19 protein-coding genes are annotated in these 17,413 nt (G+C 48.3%); 16 read left to right on the top strand and 3 right to left on the bottom strand.

What is annotated here, in order from left to right:
- The coding region (locus BUB85_RS14010; RefSeq protein ID WP_143160738.1) for an IS66 family transposase at positions 1–313 on the top strand (313 nt) is incomplete at its 5' end.
- Positions 314–328: 15 nt separating this feature from the next.
- On the opposite strand, the gene BUB85_RS14015 is transcribed toward BUB85_RS14010, so the two are convergent.
- A complete protein-coding gene (locus tag BUB85_RS14015) occupies positions 329–1,252 on the bottom strand; it encodes a nucleoside recognition domain-containing protein (RefSeq protein ID WP_073111590.1) in 924 nt (307 codons plus the stop codon).
- A gap of 174 nt (positions 1,253–1,426) precedes the next feature.
- Here BUB85_RS14015 and BUB85_RS14020 point away from each other — a divergent pair, with 174 nt between their 5' ends.
- From BUB85_RS14020 to BUB85_RS14090, 15 genes are all read left to right on the top strand, one after another.
- Positions 1,427–2,263, top strand: coding sequence for a M23 family metallopeptidase (locus tag BUB85_RS14020; RefSeq protein ID WP_073111592.1), 837 nt, complete (start codon positions 1,427–1,429; stop codon positions 2,261–2,263).
- A gap of 76 nt (positions 2,264–2,339) precedes the next feature.
- The gene (locus tag BUB85_RS14025; RefSeq protein ID WP_073111594.1) at positions 2,340–3,719 is read left to right on the top strand and encodes an RsmF rRNA methyltransferase first C-terminal domain-containing protein; all 1,380 of its coding nucleotides are present in this window, start codon (positions 2,340–2,342) and stop codon (positions 3,717–3,719) included.
- Complete coding sequence (locus BUB85_RS14030; protein WP_408607096.1) at positions 3,716–4,426, top strand: pseudouridine synthase; 711 nt, start codon at positions 3,716–3,718, stop codon at positions 4,424–4,426. Before BUB85_RS14025 ends, BUB85_RS14030 begins: the two co-directional genes overlap by 4 nt.
- A 60-nt stretch (positions 4,427–4,486) precedes the next feature.
- On the top strand, positions 4,487–5,155 hold the full coding sequence (locus BUB85_RS14035) for an HAD family hydrolase (RefSeq protein ID WP_073111596.1): 669 nt from the start codon (positions 4,487–4,489) through the stop codon (positions 5,153–5,155).
- A gap of 11 nt (positions 5,156–5,166) precedes the next feature.
- Complete coding sequence (locus BUB85_RS14040; RefSeq protein ID WP_073111598.1) at positions 5,167–7,074, top strand: YgiQ family radical SAM protein; 1,908 nt, start codon at positions 5,167–5,169, stop codon at positions 7,072–7,074.
- Between the two features lie 47 nt (positions 7,075–7,121).
- Positions 7,122–7,895 carry an SDR family NAD(P)-dependent oxidoreductase gene (locus tag BUB85_RS14045; protein WP_073111600.1) on the top strand — a complete coding sequence of 258 codons (774 nt, stop codon included), beginning with the start codon at positions 7,122–7,124 and terminating at the stop codon, positions 7,893–7,895.
- 62 nt (positions 7,896–7,957) lie between these two features.
- The gene (locus BUB85_RS14050) at positions 7,958–8,533 is read left to right on the top strand and encodes a hypothetical protein (RefSeq protein ID WP_073111602.1); all 576 of its coding nucleotides are present in this window, start codon (positions 7,958–7,960) and stop codon (positions 8,531–8,533) included.
- A 34-nt stretch (positions 8,534–8,567) separates the two neighbouring features.
- The gene (locus tag BUB85_RS14055; RefSeq protein ID WP_073111604.1) at positions 8,568–9,548 is read left to right on the top strand and encodes an RluA family pseudouridine synthase; all 981 of its coding nucleotides are present in this window, start codon (positions 8,568–8,570) and stop codon (positions 9,546–9,548) included.
- Positions 9,548–10,081 (top strand): Holliday junction resolvase RecU, encoded by a 534-nt coding sequence (locus tag BUB85_RS14060; protein WP_073111606.1) that lies wholly within the window; start codon positions 9,548–9,550, stop codon positions 10,079–10,081. Before BUB85_RS14055 ends, BUB85_RS14060 begins: the two co-directional genes overlap by 1 nt.
- 76 nt (positions 10,082–10,157) lie before the next feature.
- Complete coding sequence (gene hisZ / locus BUB85_RS14065) at positions 10,158–11,411, top strand: ATP phosphoribosyltransferase regulatory subunit (protein WP_073111654.1); 1,254 nt, start codon at positions 10,158–10,160, stop codon at positions 11,409–11,411.
- Complete coding sequence (gene hisG / locus BUB85_RS14070; protein ID WP_073111608.1) at positions 11,411–12,055, top strand: ATP phosphoribosyltransferase; 645 nt, start codon at positions 11,411–11,413, stop codon at positions 12,053–12,055. Before hisZ ends, hisG begins: the two co-directional genes overlap by 1 nt.
- 4 nt (positions 12,056–12,059) lie before the next feature.
- Positions 12,060–13,349, top strand: coding sequence for a histidinol dehydrogenase (gene hisD, locus BUB85_RS14075; protein WP_073111610.1), 1,290 nt, complete (start codon positions 12,060–12,062; stop codon positions 13,347–13,349).
- 23 nt (positions 13,350–13,372) lie between these two features.
- The gene (hisB, locus tag BUB85_RS14080; protein WP_073111612.1) at positions 13,373–13,963 is read left to right on the top strand and encodes an imidazoleglycerol-phosphate dehydratase HisB; all 591 of its coding nucleotides are present in this window, start codon (positions 13,373–13,375) and stop codon (positions 13,961–13,963) included.
- 36 nt (positions 13,964–13,999) lie between these two features.
- Positions 14,000–15,283 carry a bifunctional phosphoribosyl-AMP cyclohydrolase/phosphoribosyl-ATP diphosphatase HisIE gene (gene hisIE / locus BUB85_RS14085; protein WP_073111614.1) on the top strand — a complete coding sequence of 428 codons (1,284 nt, stop codon included), beginning with the start codon at positions 14,000–14,002 and terminating at the stop codon, positions 15,281–15,283.
- A 167-nt stretch (positions 15,284–15,450) separates the two neighbouring features.
- The gene (locus tag BUB85_RS14090; protein WP_073111616.1) at positions 15,451–15,732 is read left to right on the top strand and encodes a hypothetical protein; all 282 of its coding nucleotides are present in this window, start codon (positions 15,451–15,453) and stop codon (positions 15,730–15,732) included.
- A gap of 23 nt (positions 15,733–15,755) precedes the next feature.
- Here BUB85_RS14090 and BUB85_RS14095 read toward each other — a convergent pair whose 3' ends face one another.
- Together BUB85_RS14095 and BUB85_RS14100 are read right to left on the bottom strand one after the other, a co-directional pair.
- Positions 15,756–16,430, bottom strand: a complete 675-nt coding sequence (locus BUB85_RS14095) for an HAD family hydrolase (protein ID WP_073111618.1) — start codon at positions 16,428–16,430, stop codon at positions 15,756–15,758.
- 58 nt (positions 16,431–16,488) lie between these two features.
- Positions 16,489–17,394: a LysR family transcriptional regulator gene (locus tag BUB85_RS14100; RefSeq protein ID WP_073111620.1), complete on the bottom strand. Its 906-nt coding sequence runs from the start codon at positions 17,392–17,394 to the stop codon at positions 16,489–16,491.
- Between the last annotated feature and the right edge of the window lie 19 nt (positions 17,395–17,413).

Consider the following 17,413-nt stretch of genomic DNA (forward strand, 5'->3'; position numbering starts at 1 on the left):
CACAACCAAAAAGCGTGGTCGAAAGAAAAAGACCAAGGTACTAAATCTAATTGACAGACTTGTGAATTACAAGGCATCAGTCTGCTTATTTATAAAGAATCTCTGTGTTCCGTTTGATAATAACCTTGCGGAACGTGATTTGCGCATGATTAAGGTTAAAACCAAGGTCTCAGGATGTTTTCGCAGTGAGGAAGGCGCACAGGAATATCTTACAATCATGAGCTATATTGGGACTGCTCATAAGCATGGAATAAATGCTTTTACAGCAATCAGAGAAGCCCTTTTAGGGAATTCCGATATCATCTTTAACTAATGGAGTTCTGAACAGTTACAAAAAAACAATAGTGAGCAGACTGGTTACCAGAGCGGTGACCAGTTTTTCTGTTATATAGGGACGAATGGAGATCGAAGTCCCACGGAGCATACATCTGGTCTGGAAAATCGAACAGACGCCGCCAAAAGATGCCATAGGGAGAACCAGCAGGAGCAGCTGTGTTTCTGTCAGTGGAAGCTGCCGGAGAAAGAGGAGCCCACTGGTAATCTCCAGATTGGCAAGGAGACAGAGCAGCCGGGGCATTGAACAAAGGTGCGCACCGATTGTGAGGATGATTGTGAACAGCATGATATATCCGGCTACGTAAATCAGTGTTTCGAAGCCGTTCAGGATGGCGTTGTTCAGCAGAATAAAAGTATCCCTGCTGCGCGCAGAGCCGGAAGGAGCAGGGAGTGTACCGGCACAGAGCCGGCTGCCAGTCAGATAAAAGAAACGGTATGGGATACTCACAATCAGTGGTGCGGCAATCAGAATCAGCAGAATCCGGGAAACAGGCCATACATTTTTCAGGATGACAGCAGCGATGTAATCGATGATAAAAACAGGGCTGGCGTTGTTACAGAAAGATAGCAGATAACCGGCCTCCTGTTCTGTGATTTTTTTTGCAGAAAATAACTGTGCCGTGATTTTGGCACCCATGGGATACCCACAGAGAAAACCGACGATAACCGCAAAACTTCCGGCTTTTGAAACGCCGAGGAGCGGACGCAGAATGGGGTAGACCAGGTCTGTCATGTAATGGATGGAATTTGTCTCCAGCAGGAGTGAGGAGAGGATGACAAAGGGGAACAGAGTCGGGAGAACCGTGCGAAACCAGAGATCAAGCCCGCGCGATGCTCCCTGGAAAACTTCATGTGGGAAACAAAGAAAAAGGAAAAACAGTAGAAGGATGCAGAAAGATGTAAGACGATGTCTCATAAATAGCTGTCCTCCGAGGGCAATTATCATATTGCAGAATCAGACAGTTGAAAGATGGCAGGCAGGAATGAAACACATGGCCCTTCGACGCTGATATCACATTATATGAACACACGGAGAACTATATGAGGACTCGGATTCATATACTTTAAATAATGCCTTGGTGGAGAACTTGTGTCATCACAGAGAATAAAATTCAATCTGTTTCTACTGGTGCTGTTGTCAGCGCTGTTTGTAGAACTTTCCATTGCAGAACTTACAGAGAAGAGTGAGCAGTCGAGACTGACAGAAGACACCGTCCATGCGGACGCGTTCAGAAGACAGAAGGTGGAACCGGCTATGGCAGCATACATCCGGACCCTTGACCAGCCAGGAGAGAATCTGGCACTTTACTGGCTGGAAACTGATTTTGGAAAAGAGCGGATGGAGACGGTATGGGGAGCGGAGACACTTGCGGATTTTCGCCAGAAGTGGAAGAACCATCCGGACTATCCGGAGTATCGAAAGTGGTGCAGTGCGATTTATGACGATGCGAAGTGCTTTCCGGTTCCGAAGTTCATAGAAAAGAGAGCCGGGGTGACATTTGAGGATTCCTGGATGTATGAACGGAATTACGGTGGAAAGAGCGGGCATGAAGGGTGTGATATCATGGCGGGGGAAAATATCAGAGGTTATTACCCTGTGCTCAGCATGACGGATGGGACCGTAACACAAAAAGGGTGGCTTCCGAAGGGAGGATACCGGATTGGTGTAATGAGCGACCACGCAGTTTATTTTTACTATGCTCATCTGGATTCCTATGCGGATCTGGAGGAGGGAGATCGGGTAAAATCGGGGGAACTGTTGGGATTTATGGGAGATTCCGGGTACGGGGAAACCGAGGGAACCGTGGGAAAATTCCCAGTGCATCTGCACATCGGAATCTACCTGTGTGAGGGAACAGAAGAAATCAGTGTGAATCCGTATGCATTATTGCACTATCTAGAAGACAAAAAAATAAAAATATGGTAAACTATGACCTGAGATAGTTCTGTAAAGCAGAACCATGAAAATAGTAAATACTTAACCAGAGTGAGGAATATAGATAATGAATTTACCAAAGGCATTTGAAGAAAAGATGCAGTCCCTGCTGAAAGGGGAATATGATCAGTATATAAACTGTTATGAGGAAAAGCGATGGTACGGCCTTCGGGTGAATACGAAAAAAATCAGTGTGGAGCGATTTCTGGAGATCGCCCCATGGCCGCTTGAGCCAATTCCGTGGATTGACAATGGATTTTATTATGACGGAGATACCGTGCAGCCGGCAAAACATCCCTATTATTTTGCAGGCTTATATTATCTTCAGGAACCGAGTGCCATGACGCCGGCCAGCCGTCTTCCGGTTGAGCCGGGAGATAAGGTTCTGGATGTTTGTGCCGCACCGGGCGGGAAAGCCACGGAGCTGGGAGCAAGGCTGCGGGGCGAGGGTGTTCTGGTGGCCAATGATATCAGCAGTTCCAGGGCGAAAGGCCTGCTCAAAAACATGGAATTGTTCGGAATCAACAATATGTTGGTGCTGAGTGAGGAGCCGGGAAAGTTGATGGAATATTTCCCGGAATATTTTGACAAGATTTTGATTGATGCGCCCTGCTCGGGGGAGGGAATGTTCCGCAAGGACAGGAAGATGGTGAAGGCCTGGGAGGAACATGGCCCGGAGTTTTTTTCGAAAATCCAGAGAGGAATCATCCTGCAGGCGGCGGCAATGCTCAAACCCGGCGGAATGATGCTCTATTCGACCTGCACCTTCGATCCGACTGAGAATGAGCAGACAATCGAGTATCTGTTGCAGCAGCATCCGGAATTTCACATTTGCCAGCTGGAGGGATACGAGGGCTTTGCCCAGGGAATGCCGGAGGTGACGGAATCCGGGGAGGAAACCTTAAAGAACACGGTGAGAATCTGGCCGCACCGGATGAAGGGCGAGGGGCATTTCCTGGCACTTCTCCGGAAGGGGGAAGAGGAGGCACGAGAGATTCGCTCTGTCAAAACTGGTTCGGTGAAAGTGGCGGAGGAACTGACACAATTTTTTAGGGCGGTTTCCTGGGAGATGGACTGGAACCGGCTGGACATACACGGAGAGAGAGTTTATTATATGCCGGAGGAACTTCCAGAGATGAAGGGAATCCGTTTTCTGAGGACCGGTCTGCTTCTGGGCGAGTTGAAGAAAAAAAGATTTGAGCCGAGTCAGGCGTTTGCGATGTGTTTAAAGAAAGATGAATACATGTATACAATCTCGCTTCCGCTGGAGGACGACCGCGTCATCAAGTATCTGAAAGGGGAAACTATTGACGTGGATGACCTGACAGGTCCGAAAGAAAAAGGGTGGTATCTGATCTGTGTGGATGATTTCCCACTCGGGTGGGGAAAATTAAACGGTGGATCGGTCAAGAACAAGTATCTTCCGGGATGGAGATGGCAGTCATGATCCGGCTGGACAAGTACCTTGCCGATATGGGGCTTGGAACCAGAAGCGAAGTAAAGCGCAGCATTGCCCGCGGAGCGGTTACGGTGGATGGGCAGCCGGTAAGAAAGCCGGAACACAAGATTGACCAGACATCCAGTGAAGTGCGCTTTGACGGAGCCATTGTCGGTTATGAGGAATACGAGTATTATATGCTGAACAAACCTCAGGGTGTGGTGTCCGCCACGACGGACAATCGGGATAAAACTGTTCTGGATCTGATCGGGACTAAAAAAAGGAAGGATCTGTTTCCGGTTGGAAGGCTGGACAAGGATACCGAGGGGCTGCTTCTGATCACCAATGACGGTGCATTGTCCCACAGCCTGCTCTCACCAAAGAAGCATGTGGATAAGGTCTATTATGCGAAGGTAGAGGGGATGGTCACTGCGGAGGATGTGGAAAAATTCCGTGAGGGGCTTGACATCGGTGAAAAACTTCCAACAAAACCGGGAGAACTGGAAATACTGAAGTCCGCGGAGATTTCGGAAGTCCGGCTCACGATCCGGGAGGGAAAGTTCCATCAGGTGAAGCGGATGTTTCATGCAGTTGGAAAAGAAGTGGTGTATCTGAAACGCCTGCGGATGGGGAGCCTGGTTCTCGACGAGACACTTGCACCTGGAAACTACCGCCCGCTGTCCGGGCAGGAAGTGGCAGAATTAAAGAAAAAATAAAGAAAAAAAGAAAACTGATAGAAAAACGATAGAAAGAGCTGAACAAAGAGGTGAAGTTGTATGCTGACGCAGAAAGAAGCAGTTATTTTTGATCTGGACGGATCGCTGGTGGATTCCATGTGGATCTGGCCGGATGTCGACCGGGAATATATGGAGAAATATCATCTGACTATGCCGGAGCGGTTTCACGACTGCATCGAGGGGATGAGCTACACGGAGACGGCACAGTATTTTCTGGATACATTTCCGACACTTCACTGTACCCTGGAGGATGTGCAGCGGGAGTGGCTGGAAATGTCCCACGAGCGTTACATTACGCAGGTGAAGCTAAAGCCTGGGGCGGAGGAGTTCCTGGAGGAGATGCACCGGCGAGGAGTGAAGCTGGGCATTGCTACCAGCAACACGAGAACACTGGTGGAGGATACGCTGGAGGCGCTGCACGTGTCGGCACTGTTCGATGATATCCGGACATCCTGCGAGGTGGCTGCCGGAAAACCGGCTCCGGATGTCTATCTGAGCGTCGCTGAAAGTCTGCACGTAAATCCGGAGCAGTGTCTGGTGTTCGAGGATGTTCCCAATGGAATCCGGGCGGGGAAAAACGCCGGCATGGCTGTCTGCGCCGTGGAAGATGATTTCTCTAAGCCACTGGCGGCGGTAAAACGGGAACTGGCAGATTACTATATTCAGAACTATTATGACATTGCAAATAAAACGTACGAAGTACTGTAAGGGAGAACAGGATGAGCAAAGGATTTTTACCAGTCTGTAAACAGGATATGAAAGAGCGGGGAATCAAGCAGCTGGATTTCGTCTATGTGATTGGGGATGCCTATGTGGATCATCCTTCCTTTGGGCATGCGATCATCAGCAGAATCCTGGAGGCCAACGGATACCGCGTGGGAATCATTTCCCAGCCGGACTGGAAGGACAAGTCCAGCGTCACAGTTTTTGGGGAACCTAGACTGGGATTTCTGGTGAGCGGCGGCAATATGGATTCCATGGTGAATCATTTTTCCGTGTCAAAAAAAAGAAGAAAGACAGATGCTTACACTCCGGGAGGAGTCATGGGAAAGCGCCCGGATTATGCCACTGTGGTCTACAGCAATCTGATTCGCCAGACCTACAAGCACACCCCCATCATTCTCGGTGGAATCGAGGCCAGTCTCCGCAGAATGGCACATTATGATTACTGGTCGGACAAGCTGAAGCGTTCGATTCTACTGGATTCCGGTGCAGATATTCTGTCCTATGGAATGGGAGAGCACTCGGTGGTGGAGATTGCGGATGCACTGAGCAGCGGTATTCAAGTGCAGGACATCACTTATATTGATGGTACGGTGGTGAAGACAAAGTCTCTGGATTCTGTTTATGACGCGGTGGTGCTCCCCGCATTTGCAGAGCTTCAGGCGGACAAGATGAATTACGCTAGAAGTTTCTATACACAGTACTGCAACACGGATCCATTTTCAGGGAAACGCCTTGCAGAGCCCTATTCGGATCACCTCTATGTAGTACAGAATCCGCCGTCCAAGCCTCTGACACAGGAGGAGATGGACCGGGTCTATGAGCTGGACTACATGCGTACCTATCATCCGTCCTATGAGAAGGCGGGAGGGATTCCGGCCATGTCGGAGGTAAAGTTCAGTCTGATCAGTAACCGGGGGTGCTTTGGGGGCTGCAGCTTCTGTGCACTGACTTTCCATCAGGGAAGAATCATTCAGGCGAGAAGCCAGGATTCGCTGGTGGCGGAGGCAGAGGAGCTGACGGGAGAACCGGATTTCAAAGGATACATCCACGATGTGGGCGGACCTACGGCCAATTTCAGGCAGCCGGCCTGTGAGAAACAGCTGAAATACGGAGCCTGCAGAAATAAGCAGTGTCTGTTTCCGAAGCCCTGTGAGAATCTGAATGTCAGTCACAACGATTACGTGCAGCTGCTGAGAAGACTCCGGAATATCCCGCGTGTAAAAAAGGTGTTTATACGATCTGGAATCCGGTTCGATTATCTGCTGGCGGATAAAGATCCGGCCTTCTTCGAGGAGCTGTGTCAATACCATGTGAGCGGTCAGCTGAAGGTGGCACCCGAGCATGTGTCGGACGCGGTGCTTGAGAAGATGGGAAAGCCGCGCAACAGTGTGTACAATCAGTTCGCGGAGCAGTTTGCGCAGTGGAATGAACAGAATCATAAAAAGCAGTATCTGGTACCGTACCTGATGAGCTCTCATCCGGGCTCTTCCATGAAGGAGGCTGTGGAGCTTGCAGAGTACTGTAGGGATCTGGGGTATATGCCGGAGCAGGTGCAGGATTTTTATCCCACACCGTCCACCATATCCACGTGTATGTATTACACGGGCGTGGATCCAAGGACCATGGAAAAAGTCTATGTTCCGAGAAATCCACATGAAAAGGCACTGCAGCGCGCTCTGATCCAGTACCGGAATCCGGCCAATTATCAGCTGGTGATGGAGGCCTTAAAGAAGGCAGGCAGAATGGATCTGGTGGGATTTGACAAGCACTGTCTGATACGTCCCCGCAAAACAGAGAAGGAAAAGAGCGGCTACAAGGGAAAGCACCCCGTGGAGAATTTCGAAAAGGTGAAAAAGAAGAAAGCGATCCGGAATCTGCACCAGAAGCAAAAGAGAAAATAGAGCATGGTGACAGAGACAAAAGAGGCAGACAGAAGGGAGCGGTTCATATGAAGATAGCAATTGTGACGGGAGCATCTTCCGGCATGGGAAGAGAGTTTGTAGTTCAGGTGCAGCATCTCTACAGCAGTCTGGATGAGGTCTGGGTGGTTGCGCGCAGGCAGGATCGGCTGGAGGCGCTGGTGGAGGACTCGAAGGTGACTATGCGGATCTTCTGCGGGGACCTGCAGAAGAAGCCGGTCTATGCACAGATAGCCAAAGTGCTGAAGGAAGAAAATCCAGATATCCGCATGCTGGTGAACGCCGCCGGATTTGGAAAAAATGGAACCGTGGAGGAGATTCTGGAGCGGGAGGAAGATGCACAGGAGCAGATGATCGACCTCAACTGCAAAGGGCTGACAAAGATGACGCTGCTGTGTCTGCCTTATATGAAAAAAGGTGCACGGATCGTGAATCTGGCATCAGCCGCAGCTTTCTGTCCACAGCCGCATTTTGCAGTCTATGCGGCGACAAAAGCGTATGTGCTCAGCTTTTCCAGAGGTCTGGGCGCGGAGCTGAAGGAAAAAGGAATCTATGTGACCGCGGTCTGCCCAGGCCCGGTGGAGACAGAGTTTTTTAAAGTCTCCGGTCATGTGGGCGGCAAATTAAAAAAAGCGGTGATGGTAAAACCAGGTCCGGTGGTGAAGAGGGCACTGCAGGATGCGAGGGCGGGACGCCCACTTTCTATCTACGGAACAACAATGAAAGGAACGGCGCTGGCCACGAAGGTGATCCCACATGATGTGTTTTTGAAACTGGAGACGACAGATCTGTTCCGGATGTAAAATCATAGAAATACAAAGAACCAACAGAAATATACAAGAAGCAGATTCAGAGGAGAGTACAAATGAAGATAGTAAAAGGGGAAGCAGGGTATCTGAGAAGTCAGAAAAAAATTGAAATCATAAAGGCAGCGGTCAGCTTCGGGCTGGTGTTTGCTATTTTAATCACAGGAATCGTCACCACAGGAAACAGGCTGAACTGGATGACCATCATCGCTGTGTTGGGCTGTCTTCCGGCGTCAAAGGTGCTGGTCGGTGTCATCACAAGGATGCCATATAAGTCTATTGACAAAAAGATGGCGGATGAGATTGCGGGGAAGACCACGTACCTGACCACAGTCTATGACATGATTATCACCAGCAGAGAGAAGATCATGCCGGTGGAATGTATGGTGATCTCGGATCACACCGTCTGCGGCTATGCCAGCAGCAAAAAAGTGGATGTGCAGTATGCTGCTGACTATATAAAACAGATGTTAAATCAGAATAAGATCGATCATGTGACAGTGAAGCTGTTTGATGGATATACAAAGTTCATCACCAGAGCAGAGGGAATGAACAACATGGCAGCAATCGATGAACCGGAATCAAAAGAGCGGGAAGAACTGATCCGACAGTTGATTCTGAGCATTTCCATGTAGCGGTACACGGAAACAGAAAAGAAAGAGAGCGTTTATGCGAGAGATAGAGATTGCGTCCAACGAAGCGGGACAAAGGCTGGATAAGATGCTGGCAAAATATCTGAAGGAAGCACCAAAAAGCTTTCTGTACAAGATGCTTCGCAAAAAGAATATCGTTTTGAACGGAAAAAAAGCTACCGGCAATGAGAAACTTGTGGTCGGTGACAGCGTGAAGCTGTTTCTGGCGGAGGACACGATTGCAAAGTTTTCCGGGGAGGAGCTGAAGATCGGAAAATCCACGGTGAAGCTGGACATCATCTACGAGGACGCGGATGTGGTCTTTATCAACAAGCCGGTGGGGATGCTCTCCCAGCGGGCAAAAGATACGGACCGGTCACTGAACGAGCATCTGCTCTCTTATCTGAAGGAGAGCAGCCAGATCACGGAGCAGGAGCTAAAGACCTTCCATCCGGCCGTATGCAACCGCCTGGACCGGAATACGAGCGGTCTGATTGCTGCGGGAAAAAGTCTGACGGGGCTTCAGAAGCTGAGTGAGATGTTCCGGGAGCGGACGCTGCGCAAGTTCTATCGCTGTCTGGTGAAGGGCCGTGTGACAGAGACCCGGAAACTCGAGGGTTATCTGGTGAAGGATATGCGCACCAACAGAGTGACGGTCAGCGAGGATGCGGGCGAGGGGAATGACCCGGGCGATTATATCGAGACCGAATACTGTCCGGTTGCCACAGGCAGGGATGTGTCTCTTCTGGAGGTGCATCTGATTACAGGGAAAACCCATCAGATCCGCTCACATCTGGCATCAATTGGTCATCCGATCGTCGGAGATTACAAATATGGAGACAGGGAAGTCAATGACAGCTTCAAAAAGCAGTACGGTCTGCAGTCCCAGCTTCTGCATTCGTATCGGATGGAGTTTCCCGTGATGGAGGAACAGCTCTCCCAGTTGTCAGAGCAGATATTTGTGGCAGAACTGCCGAAATTATTTTCAGAGATCATAAAAGACCGAGGTGTGATATAATGGCAACATGGAATTCAAGAGGGCTGCGCGGATCGACCCTGGAAGAGATGATCAACCGCACAAACGAGCGGTATGCTGAGAAAAAACTGGCGTTGATCCAGAAAATCCCGACACCCATCACACCGATTAAAATCGATAAAGAGAACCGGCATATCACACTGGCTTACTTTGACAAGATCAGCACGGTGGATTATATCGGAGCAGTACAGGGGATTCCCGTGTGCTTTGACGCAAAGGAATGCAGTGCGGATACATTTCCGCTTCAGAATGTGCATGAGCATCAGATTCGATTCATGGAGCAGTTTGAGCAGCAGGGAGGCATCTCGTTTCTGGTGATTTTATATAGCGGAAAAGATGAGCTGTACTACATGCCGTTTCAGGAAATCAAAAGGTTCTGGGACAGGGCACAGGACGGCGGAAGAAAGAGCATCCGGTATGAGGAGCTGAATCCGGAATATTTCATGCAGGTGATGAGTGGGTGTTTCGTGCCGTATCTGGATTATATCCAGAAGGATTTGGACGCAAGGGATTGACTTTCTATGGGAAAGTCAGTATAATTTGATGGGAATTTTAATGTTTTACCACGATAAAGTGAAAGGGCGAAATAACATGGAACAACAATTACTACATACTCCGGAAGGGGTACGGGATATTTATAATAAAGAATGTGCGAAGAAACAAGTGGTACAGGACAGACTGCATCACATGCTCCATCTGTACGGCTATCAGGATATTCAGACACCGACATTTGAATTTTTTGACGTGTTCCGTAAAGAGGTGGGAACCATTTCCTCGAGAGAACTGTATAAGTTTTTTGACCGGGAGGGGAATACCCTGGCGCTGAGACCGGATATCACACCGTCCATCGCACGTGCTGCAGCCACACTGCTGGAGTCTGAGGATCTTCCGGCAAGACTTTGTTACGTGGGGAACACGTTTATCAATCATTCCAGCTATCAGGGAAGACTCAAAGAGAACACACAGCTTGGAGCGGAGCTGATCGGATCCGATGACATCGAATCGGATGTGGAGATGCTGGCGATGGTGGTAGACGGATTAAAAAGCGTTGGTCTGGAAGAATTTCAGGTGAATATCGGGCATGTGGACTTTATCGAGAGTCTAATGGAAGAAACCGGACTGGATGCGGAGAAGCAGTCGGAGATTCGCACGCTGATCAACAACCGGAATCATTTCGGCGTGGATGAGATTCTGGATGAGAGTCATGTGAAGGACAGCGTGAAAGATGCATTTCACATTCTGCCGGAACTGATCGGAAGTGTTGAGGTTCTGGATCAGGCGGATGAGATTGCACCGAATATCAGCGCGAAGCTTGCAATATCCCATCTGAGACAGATGTATGAACTGTTCACACTCTACGGTGTGGAGGATCATGTGTCCTTCGACTTGAGTATGAGCGGAAATTATGGTTATTATATGGGAATTATTTTCCGTGCCTATACATATGGAACTGGAGATGCAATCGTCCGCGGCGGACGTTATGATCATCTGATGGAAAAGTTCGGAAAAGAGACACCATCCATCGGTTTTGCCATTATTATCGATGAATTGATGAGCGCATTGTCCAGACAGAAGATTCGGGTGGACTGTGCAGCCTCCACCATGGTTGTATTTACAGAGGCGACCACAAAGTGGGGAATCCGTCTGGCCAGAGAATTTCGCTCCAAGAATAAGAATGTCGAGCTGGTGAAGTACACTCCGGGAAAGGATCTTGAGGACTACAAGGCGTATGCGAAGAAGAATCAGGCGCTGAGTCTTCTGATACTCAACGATGATCTGACCATCACCATGATAAATATTTTGACCAACGAAGAAAAAAATGTAGATTGTAAGGGGACGAAATAATGAGATATTTAACCTTTGCGCTGACAAAAGGGCGCCTGGCAAGCAAGACACTGGAAATGCTTGAGAATCTTGGAATCACATGTGAAGAGATGAAGGACAAAAATTCCAGAAAACTGATATTCGTGAACGAAGAGCTGAAGTTGAAATTTTTCCTCGCAAAGGGACCGGATGTTCCTACCTATGTTGAATACGGTGCGGCAGACATTGGCGTGGTAGGGAAAGATACCATCGTGGAGGAAGGCCGAAAAGTGCATGAGGTGTTAGACCTTGGTTTCGGCGCCTGCAGAATGTGTGTCTGTGGTCACGAGGATGCGAAGGAACTGCTGCAGCATCACGAACTGATTCGTGTTGCGACAAAGTATCCACGTATTGCGAAAAACTATTTTTATAATAAAAAGCATCAGACGGTAGAGATCATTAAGATGAACGGCTCCATAGAACTGGCGCCCATCGTCGGTCTGTCGGAAGTGATCGTGGATATCGTTGAGACGGGATCTACACTGAGAGAAAACGGATTGGTTGTGCTCGAGGAGGTATGCCCTCTGTCAGCCAGAATGATCGTCAATCCGGTCAGCATGCGGATGGAGAATGACAGAATCAAGGAACTGATCACCAATCTCCGCGCATTATTACAGGAGGCTTAAAGCTATGAAAATACAAAAATTATCGGAAGATACCAGAAAAAATTTATTAGAGGATCTGCTCAAGAGAAGCCCGAACAGCTATGGCCAGTACGAGGCCAGTGTCGCGGAAATTCTCAATACAGTAAAAGAGAAAAAAGATGAGGCGCTGTTTGCCTATACAAAAAAATTTGACGGAGCGGATATCAGTGTAGAGAACATACTGGTCACGGAGGCTGAGATTGAGGAAGCCTACAGGCTGGTGGACGAGGATCTGCTTCGCGTGGTTCGAAAAGCTCTGAAGAATATCGAGGAATATCACGCCAAACAGAAGCAGTACAGCTGGTTTGACTCCAAACCGAACGGAACCATGCTGGGACAAAAGGTGACTCCGCTTCAGAGAGTCGGTGTCTATGTGCCGGGCGGAAAGGCTGTGTATCCTTCGTCTGTACTGATGAACATTATGCCGGCCAAGGTGGCGGGCGTGGATGAGATTATCATGACCACACCTCCGGGAAAGGACGGTAAGATCAATCCGACGACGCTGGTTGCGGCCAAAGAAGCCGGTGCGACAGCAGTCTACAAGGTAGGTGGAGCACAGGCAATTGGAGCGCTCGCATACGGAACGGAGAGCATCCCGAAGGTGGACAAGATCGTGGGTCCGGGCAATATCTATGTGGCATTGGCGAAAAAAGCAGTTTATGGACACGTGAGCATCGATTCCATCGCCGGGCCGAGTGAGATCCTGGTTGTGGCAGATGAGACAGCGAACCCGCGTTTCGTGGCGGCAGATCTGTTGTCACAGGCTGAGCACGATGAGCTGGCTTCTGCAATTCTGGTAACGACCAGCGAGGAACTGGCACAGAAGGTTTCCGAAGAGGTGGACAAGTTTACGGCAGAGCTGTCCAGAAAAGAAATCATCCAGAAGTCATTGGATAATTATGGATATATTCTCATTGCAGATACTATGGAAGAAGTGATTGAGACAGCCAACGAGATCGCATCCGAGCATCTGGAAATCATGACGGCCAATCCATACGATACCATGACGAAGATCCGCAACGCGGGAGCAATCTTTATTGGGGAGTATTCCAGCGAGCCGCTTGGAGATTACTTTGCAGGACCGAACCACATCTTGCCGACCAACGGAACCGCGAAATTCTTCTCACCTTTGTCTGTGGATGATTTTGTGAAGAAATCCAGTATTATTTCCTACTCCAGAGAGGCGCTGGAAGAGGTGCACAAGGACATTGAACAGTTTGCTGCTGCAGAGCAGCTGACAGCACATGCAAACTCTATCAAAGTGCGCTTTGAATAAATACTATACGAGAGGAGACGGATATGGAACACAGAATTGCCACTTGTACCAGAACGACAAAAGAGACAGATATCACAATGACCATCAATCTGGATGGTCAGGGAAAAAATAATATAGACACCGGAATTGCATTTTTTGATCATATGCTGAATGGATTTGCAAGGCACGGTCTGTTTGATCTGGATGTAAAAGCAGTCGGTGATGTGGAGGTGGATTGTCACCACACGATCGAGGACGTGGGGATTGTTCTCGGGGAGACGATTGCGAAGGCTCTGGGGGACAAGGCCGGAATCAAACGATACGGCAATTTTATTCTCCCGATGGACGAGACACTTGCCCTCTGTGCAATTGACCTGTCAGGGCGACCGTATTTGAATTATGATGTCACATTCACAACCGATCACATCGGTGGAATGGACACGGAGATGGTGCGGGAATTTTTCTATGCAGTGTCTTACAGTGCAGCAATGAATCTGCATATAAAACTGCTGGACGGGATGAACAACCACCATATCGCGGAGGCGGTATTCAAAGCCTTTGGCAAGGCACTTGATATGGCTACGATGGGAGAACCACGTATGAAAGATGTGTGGTCAACGAAAGGAAGTCTGTAGAACCGGGGCAGTCAGACAGTTAGGAGAATGAAAATAATGAGTTATAAAAGATTAACACCTTGTATTTTTATTTCGGACGGTAAAGCGGTCAGGTGGTTTGATGATAATGAAGTGATCGCTGAGGATGTAGTTGGTCTGGCGAAGCATTACAATGACAAGGGTGCGGATGAACTGATCATCTTTGATCTCTCGGATGAGGACGAAGAACATGAGGAGTCCATCGGCCTGATGAAAAAAATCAATCGTGTCATCAGCATTCCGATGATTGCCGGAGGAAATATCAGAAGGCTGGAGGATGTGAAAAAAATCCTTTACAGTGGTGCAAAACGCGCCATGCTGAATTTTTCAAAAGAGGATAGTGTAAAGCTGGTGGAGGATGCGTCAAAGCGTTTCGGAAAAGAGCGTATCGCAGTATCGCTGAATGATTTCGATGCATTGTTCAAGCAGCAGCACATCATCGATGAGAACAGCACGGAGATCGTCTTTATGCACCGTCTCGATCTCAACTCCGTGATGAATATTACGGATGTTCCATGTGTGGTTGTCACAGACACCATGGAGCAGACAGAAATTCTGAAAATTCTGAAATGCGACGGGATCAAGGGCGTTTCAGGAAGGTTTGTGAGCAGCTCGGACATGGATTTTGACGGTTTTAAAGAGATTTGTACCGAGGAGGGGATTCAGATGACCTCTTTTGAATGCATGATGGAGTTTTCGGAATTTAAATTAAATGAGAATGGCCTGCTGCCGGTTGTTGTGCAGCATTACAAGACCAATGAAGTACTTATGGTCGCATATATGGATGAAGAAGCATTTTATCACACGATCAAGTCCGGTAAGATGACTTATTACAGCCGAAGCCGTAAACAACAGTGGGTGAAGGGCGAGACGTCCGGTCACTTCCAGTACGTGAAATCTCTGATCATAGACTGCGATAAGGACACACTGCTTGCCAAGGTAGATCAGATTGGTGCAGCGTGTCACACGGGGAATCCGACGTGCTTCTTTCAGCCAGTGGTCGGGGATACGATTACGGAAAAGAATCCGCTGAAGATTCTGGAATCTGTGTATGATACGATCATAGACAGAAAAGAGCATCCGAAGGAGGGGTCCTACACCAATTATCTGTTCGACAAAGGACTGGATAAGATCCTGAAAAAGGTGGGAGAAGAAGCCACGGAATTAGTCATTGCAGCGAAGAACCCGAACCCGGAGGAAGTGAAGTATGAGATGTCAGATTTCCTGTATCATGCGATGGTCCTGATGGTGGAGCGCGGCGTGACCTGGGACGACATCGTCAATGAGCTTGCGGATCGGTAAGATTAACAAGATCAGTCTTGAAACATGGTGAAAAGGCATATGATATTAAAAATGATATCATATGCCTTTTTTTCTTATAGGAAAAATCAGAGTCCTCTCTCTTTCCAGATGGAAAATCAGAGCTGCCTTTTCCTGAAAAAAATATGGCCTGTGCAGGGAGGTTCTGAATGAACGATTATCAGAGACGCAAGGAGCTGCTTGCTGAATACAGCGGAACACATTGTTATCGAAATCATCATGAAGATATTACAGACAGACTGGGAGAACGGCAACCACAGAAATCTACGGTGGGAATCCGCATCACGCTGTGCATTGTACTTTTTGTATGCTACGTGCTTCTGGATTACGAAAATCTGACGATTTTGAATGTGAACAGTAAGGCTGTAAAAAATGAGATCCGAAAGGAGGTTGATCTGGGTGAACTATTACATATAACGACTGAATGGTAGCAGCAGAGAGCGGCAGATGGATTTTATGCCTTAAGCATTGCAACTACATCGTTAAGACTTTTAAATTTTTTCCAACAAAGCTTTTTGATTTCATCGGTTGGCTGAACGAGGTCCGGAATCATGATCGGGTACATCCCGGCAGCATGAGAAGACTGGATTCCAGCAGGGGAGTCCTCCAGTGCGATACAGTTGACAGGCGCAGCATGGATCGCATTGGCAGCCTTTATGTATATTTCCGGGTCTGGTTTTGCATTTGCGACCATATCGCCGAACACGGCTCCGTCAAAAAATGACCAGATTCCGGCATCCTGAAGCATTTGTGAGGAATGTTCTCTTCTGGAGGATGTGGCAACAGCGGTCCGAATGCCATTTTCTTTCGCAAACTTCAATAATTCTATGACACCGGGTTTCATGGCGACACCCTCGGTATCAGCGATTTCCCGAAACACTTTTCTGGTAATCTGATTGAATCTTTCCATGGGAAAATCTTCTCCGAACACGCCTTTAAAATATTGTTCTCTCCGCACGACATTGAATCCCAGTGTATTGTGGATGTGATTGCTGCCGATCGGTCCAAGTGCAAGCATTTCTCCGGCTATATCCCAGGAGCGTTTCACCACGCGCTCGGAGTCAAAGATCAGCCCATCCATGTCAAAAATGATTGCTTTTATGTCAGGTGTTGTATGATTGATGTTCATTTGAAATTCCTTTCTGAATGCTTTTTCTGAAATGATATCTGTATTGTGTAAGGAAGGCCTATAGCGCCTTCAGCAATTCTATGTAATACTGTGCGTAAGCGGGCAGATATTTGCCCCTGCGGTAAGCAGCCATGAGCTGTACCTGCGCAGGAGGGCTGCCTACACAGAAGCAGGAGAGAGAAAGCGTCTGCTGCATTTTATGCACATAAGTCTCGGGGGCGAAGGCCAGTCCCATACCGGAGGATGCAAGGGAGATGGCAACCTGAGTGCTGTGTGTCTGCAATAAAATATGAGGGGCATAGTTTTGCTGTTCGAATAATTTCATGGCAACATGGCCGGAGTTCTGCTCCGGAACATGAAGAATAAAAGATTCTTCCCGGCAGTCAGCCAGATCGATAACAGGATAAGGTGCCTGTTTATCTATCTTCGCCAGCTTTTCGATGGGATGTCCCTTGCGGCAGACCAGAACGAACGGCTCAAACCGCAGTGGAATATATTCCAATGCTTTGGAGAACTCTGGGGGATTATAGACTGCAAAATCCACGGTATCGGTCAAAAGCAGCTGCTCAGAGATGGCATATGCCTCCTCAAAAAGAGTGAGAGATACTTCTGGATATTTCTGGTGGAAGAGAGGAAAGGTCTCCGGAATCATGCATGAACTGCGCATCAGTGGAAGGGCAATCGTTAATTTTCCACGCTGTTCGTTCTTTAATTCCAGGCATTCCTTCTCCCATTCATTTCCCACCTGCAGGATGCGGGAGGCATAATCCAGATACCGCTGACCGTTATAGGTGGGAAGATATTCATTCCCGATGCGGTTGAACAGAGGAAATCCCAGATGTTGTTCCACATTCTGCAGATAACGGCTCAGAGATGGCTGGGATATGTAGAGCTCCCGGGCAGCCTTGGTGATATTCTTATTTTTATAAATACTGATCATGTAGGCAGCTTCTTTCTGATCCATGTGCATCCTCCTTCAGATT

The sequence above is a fragment of the Hespellia stercorisuis DSM 15480 genome, from assembly GCF_900142165.1.
Taxonomy (GTDB): Bacteria; Bacillota; Clostridia; order Lachnospirales; family Lachnospiraceae; genus Hespellia; species Hespellia stercorisuis.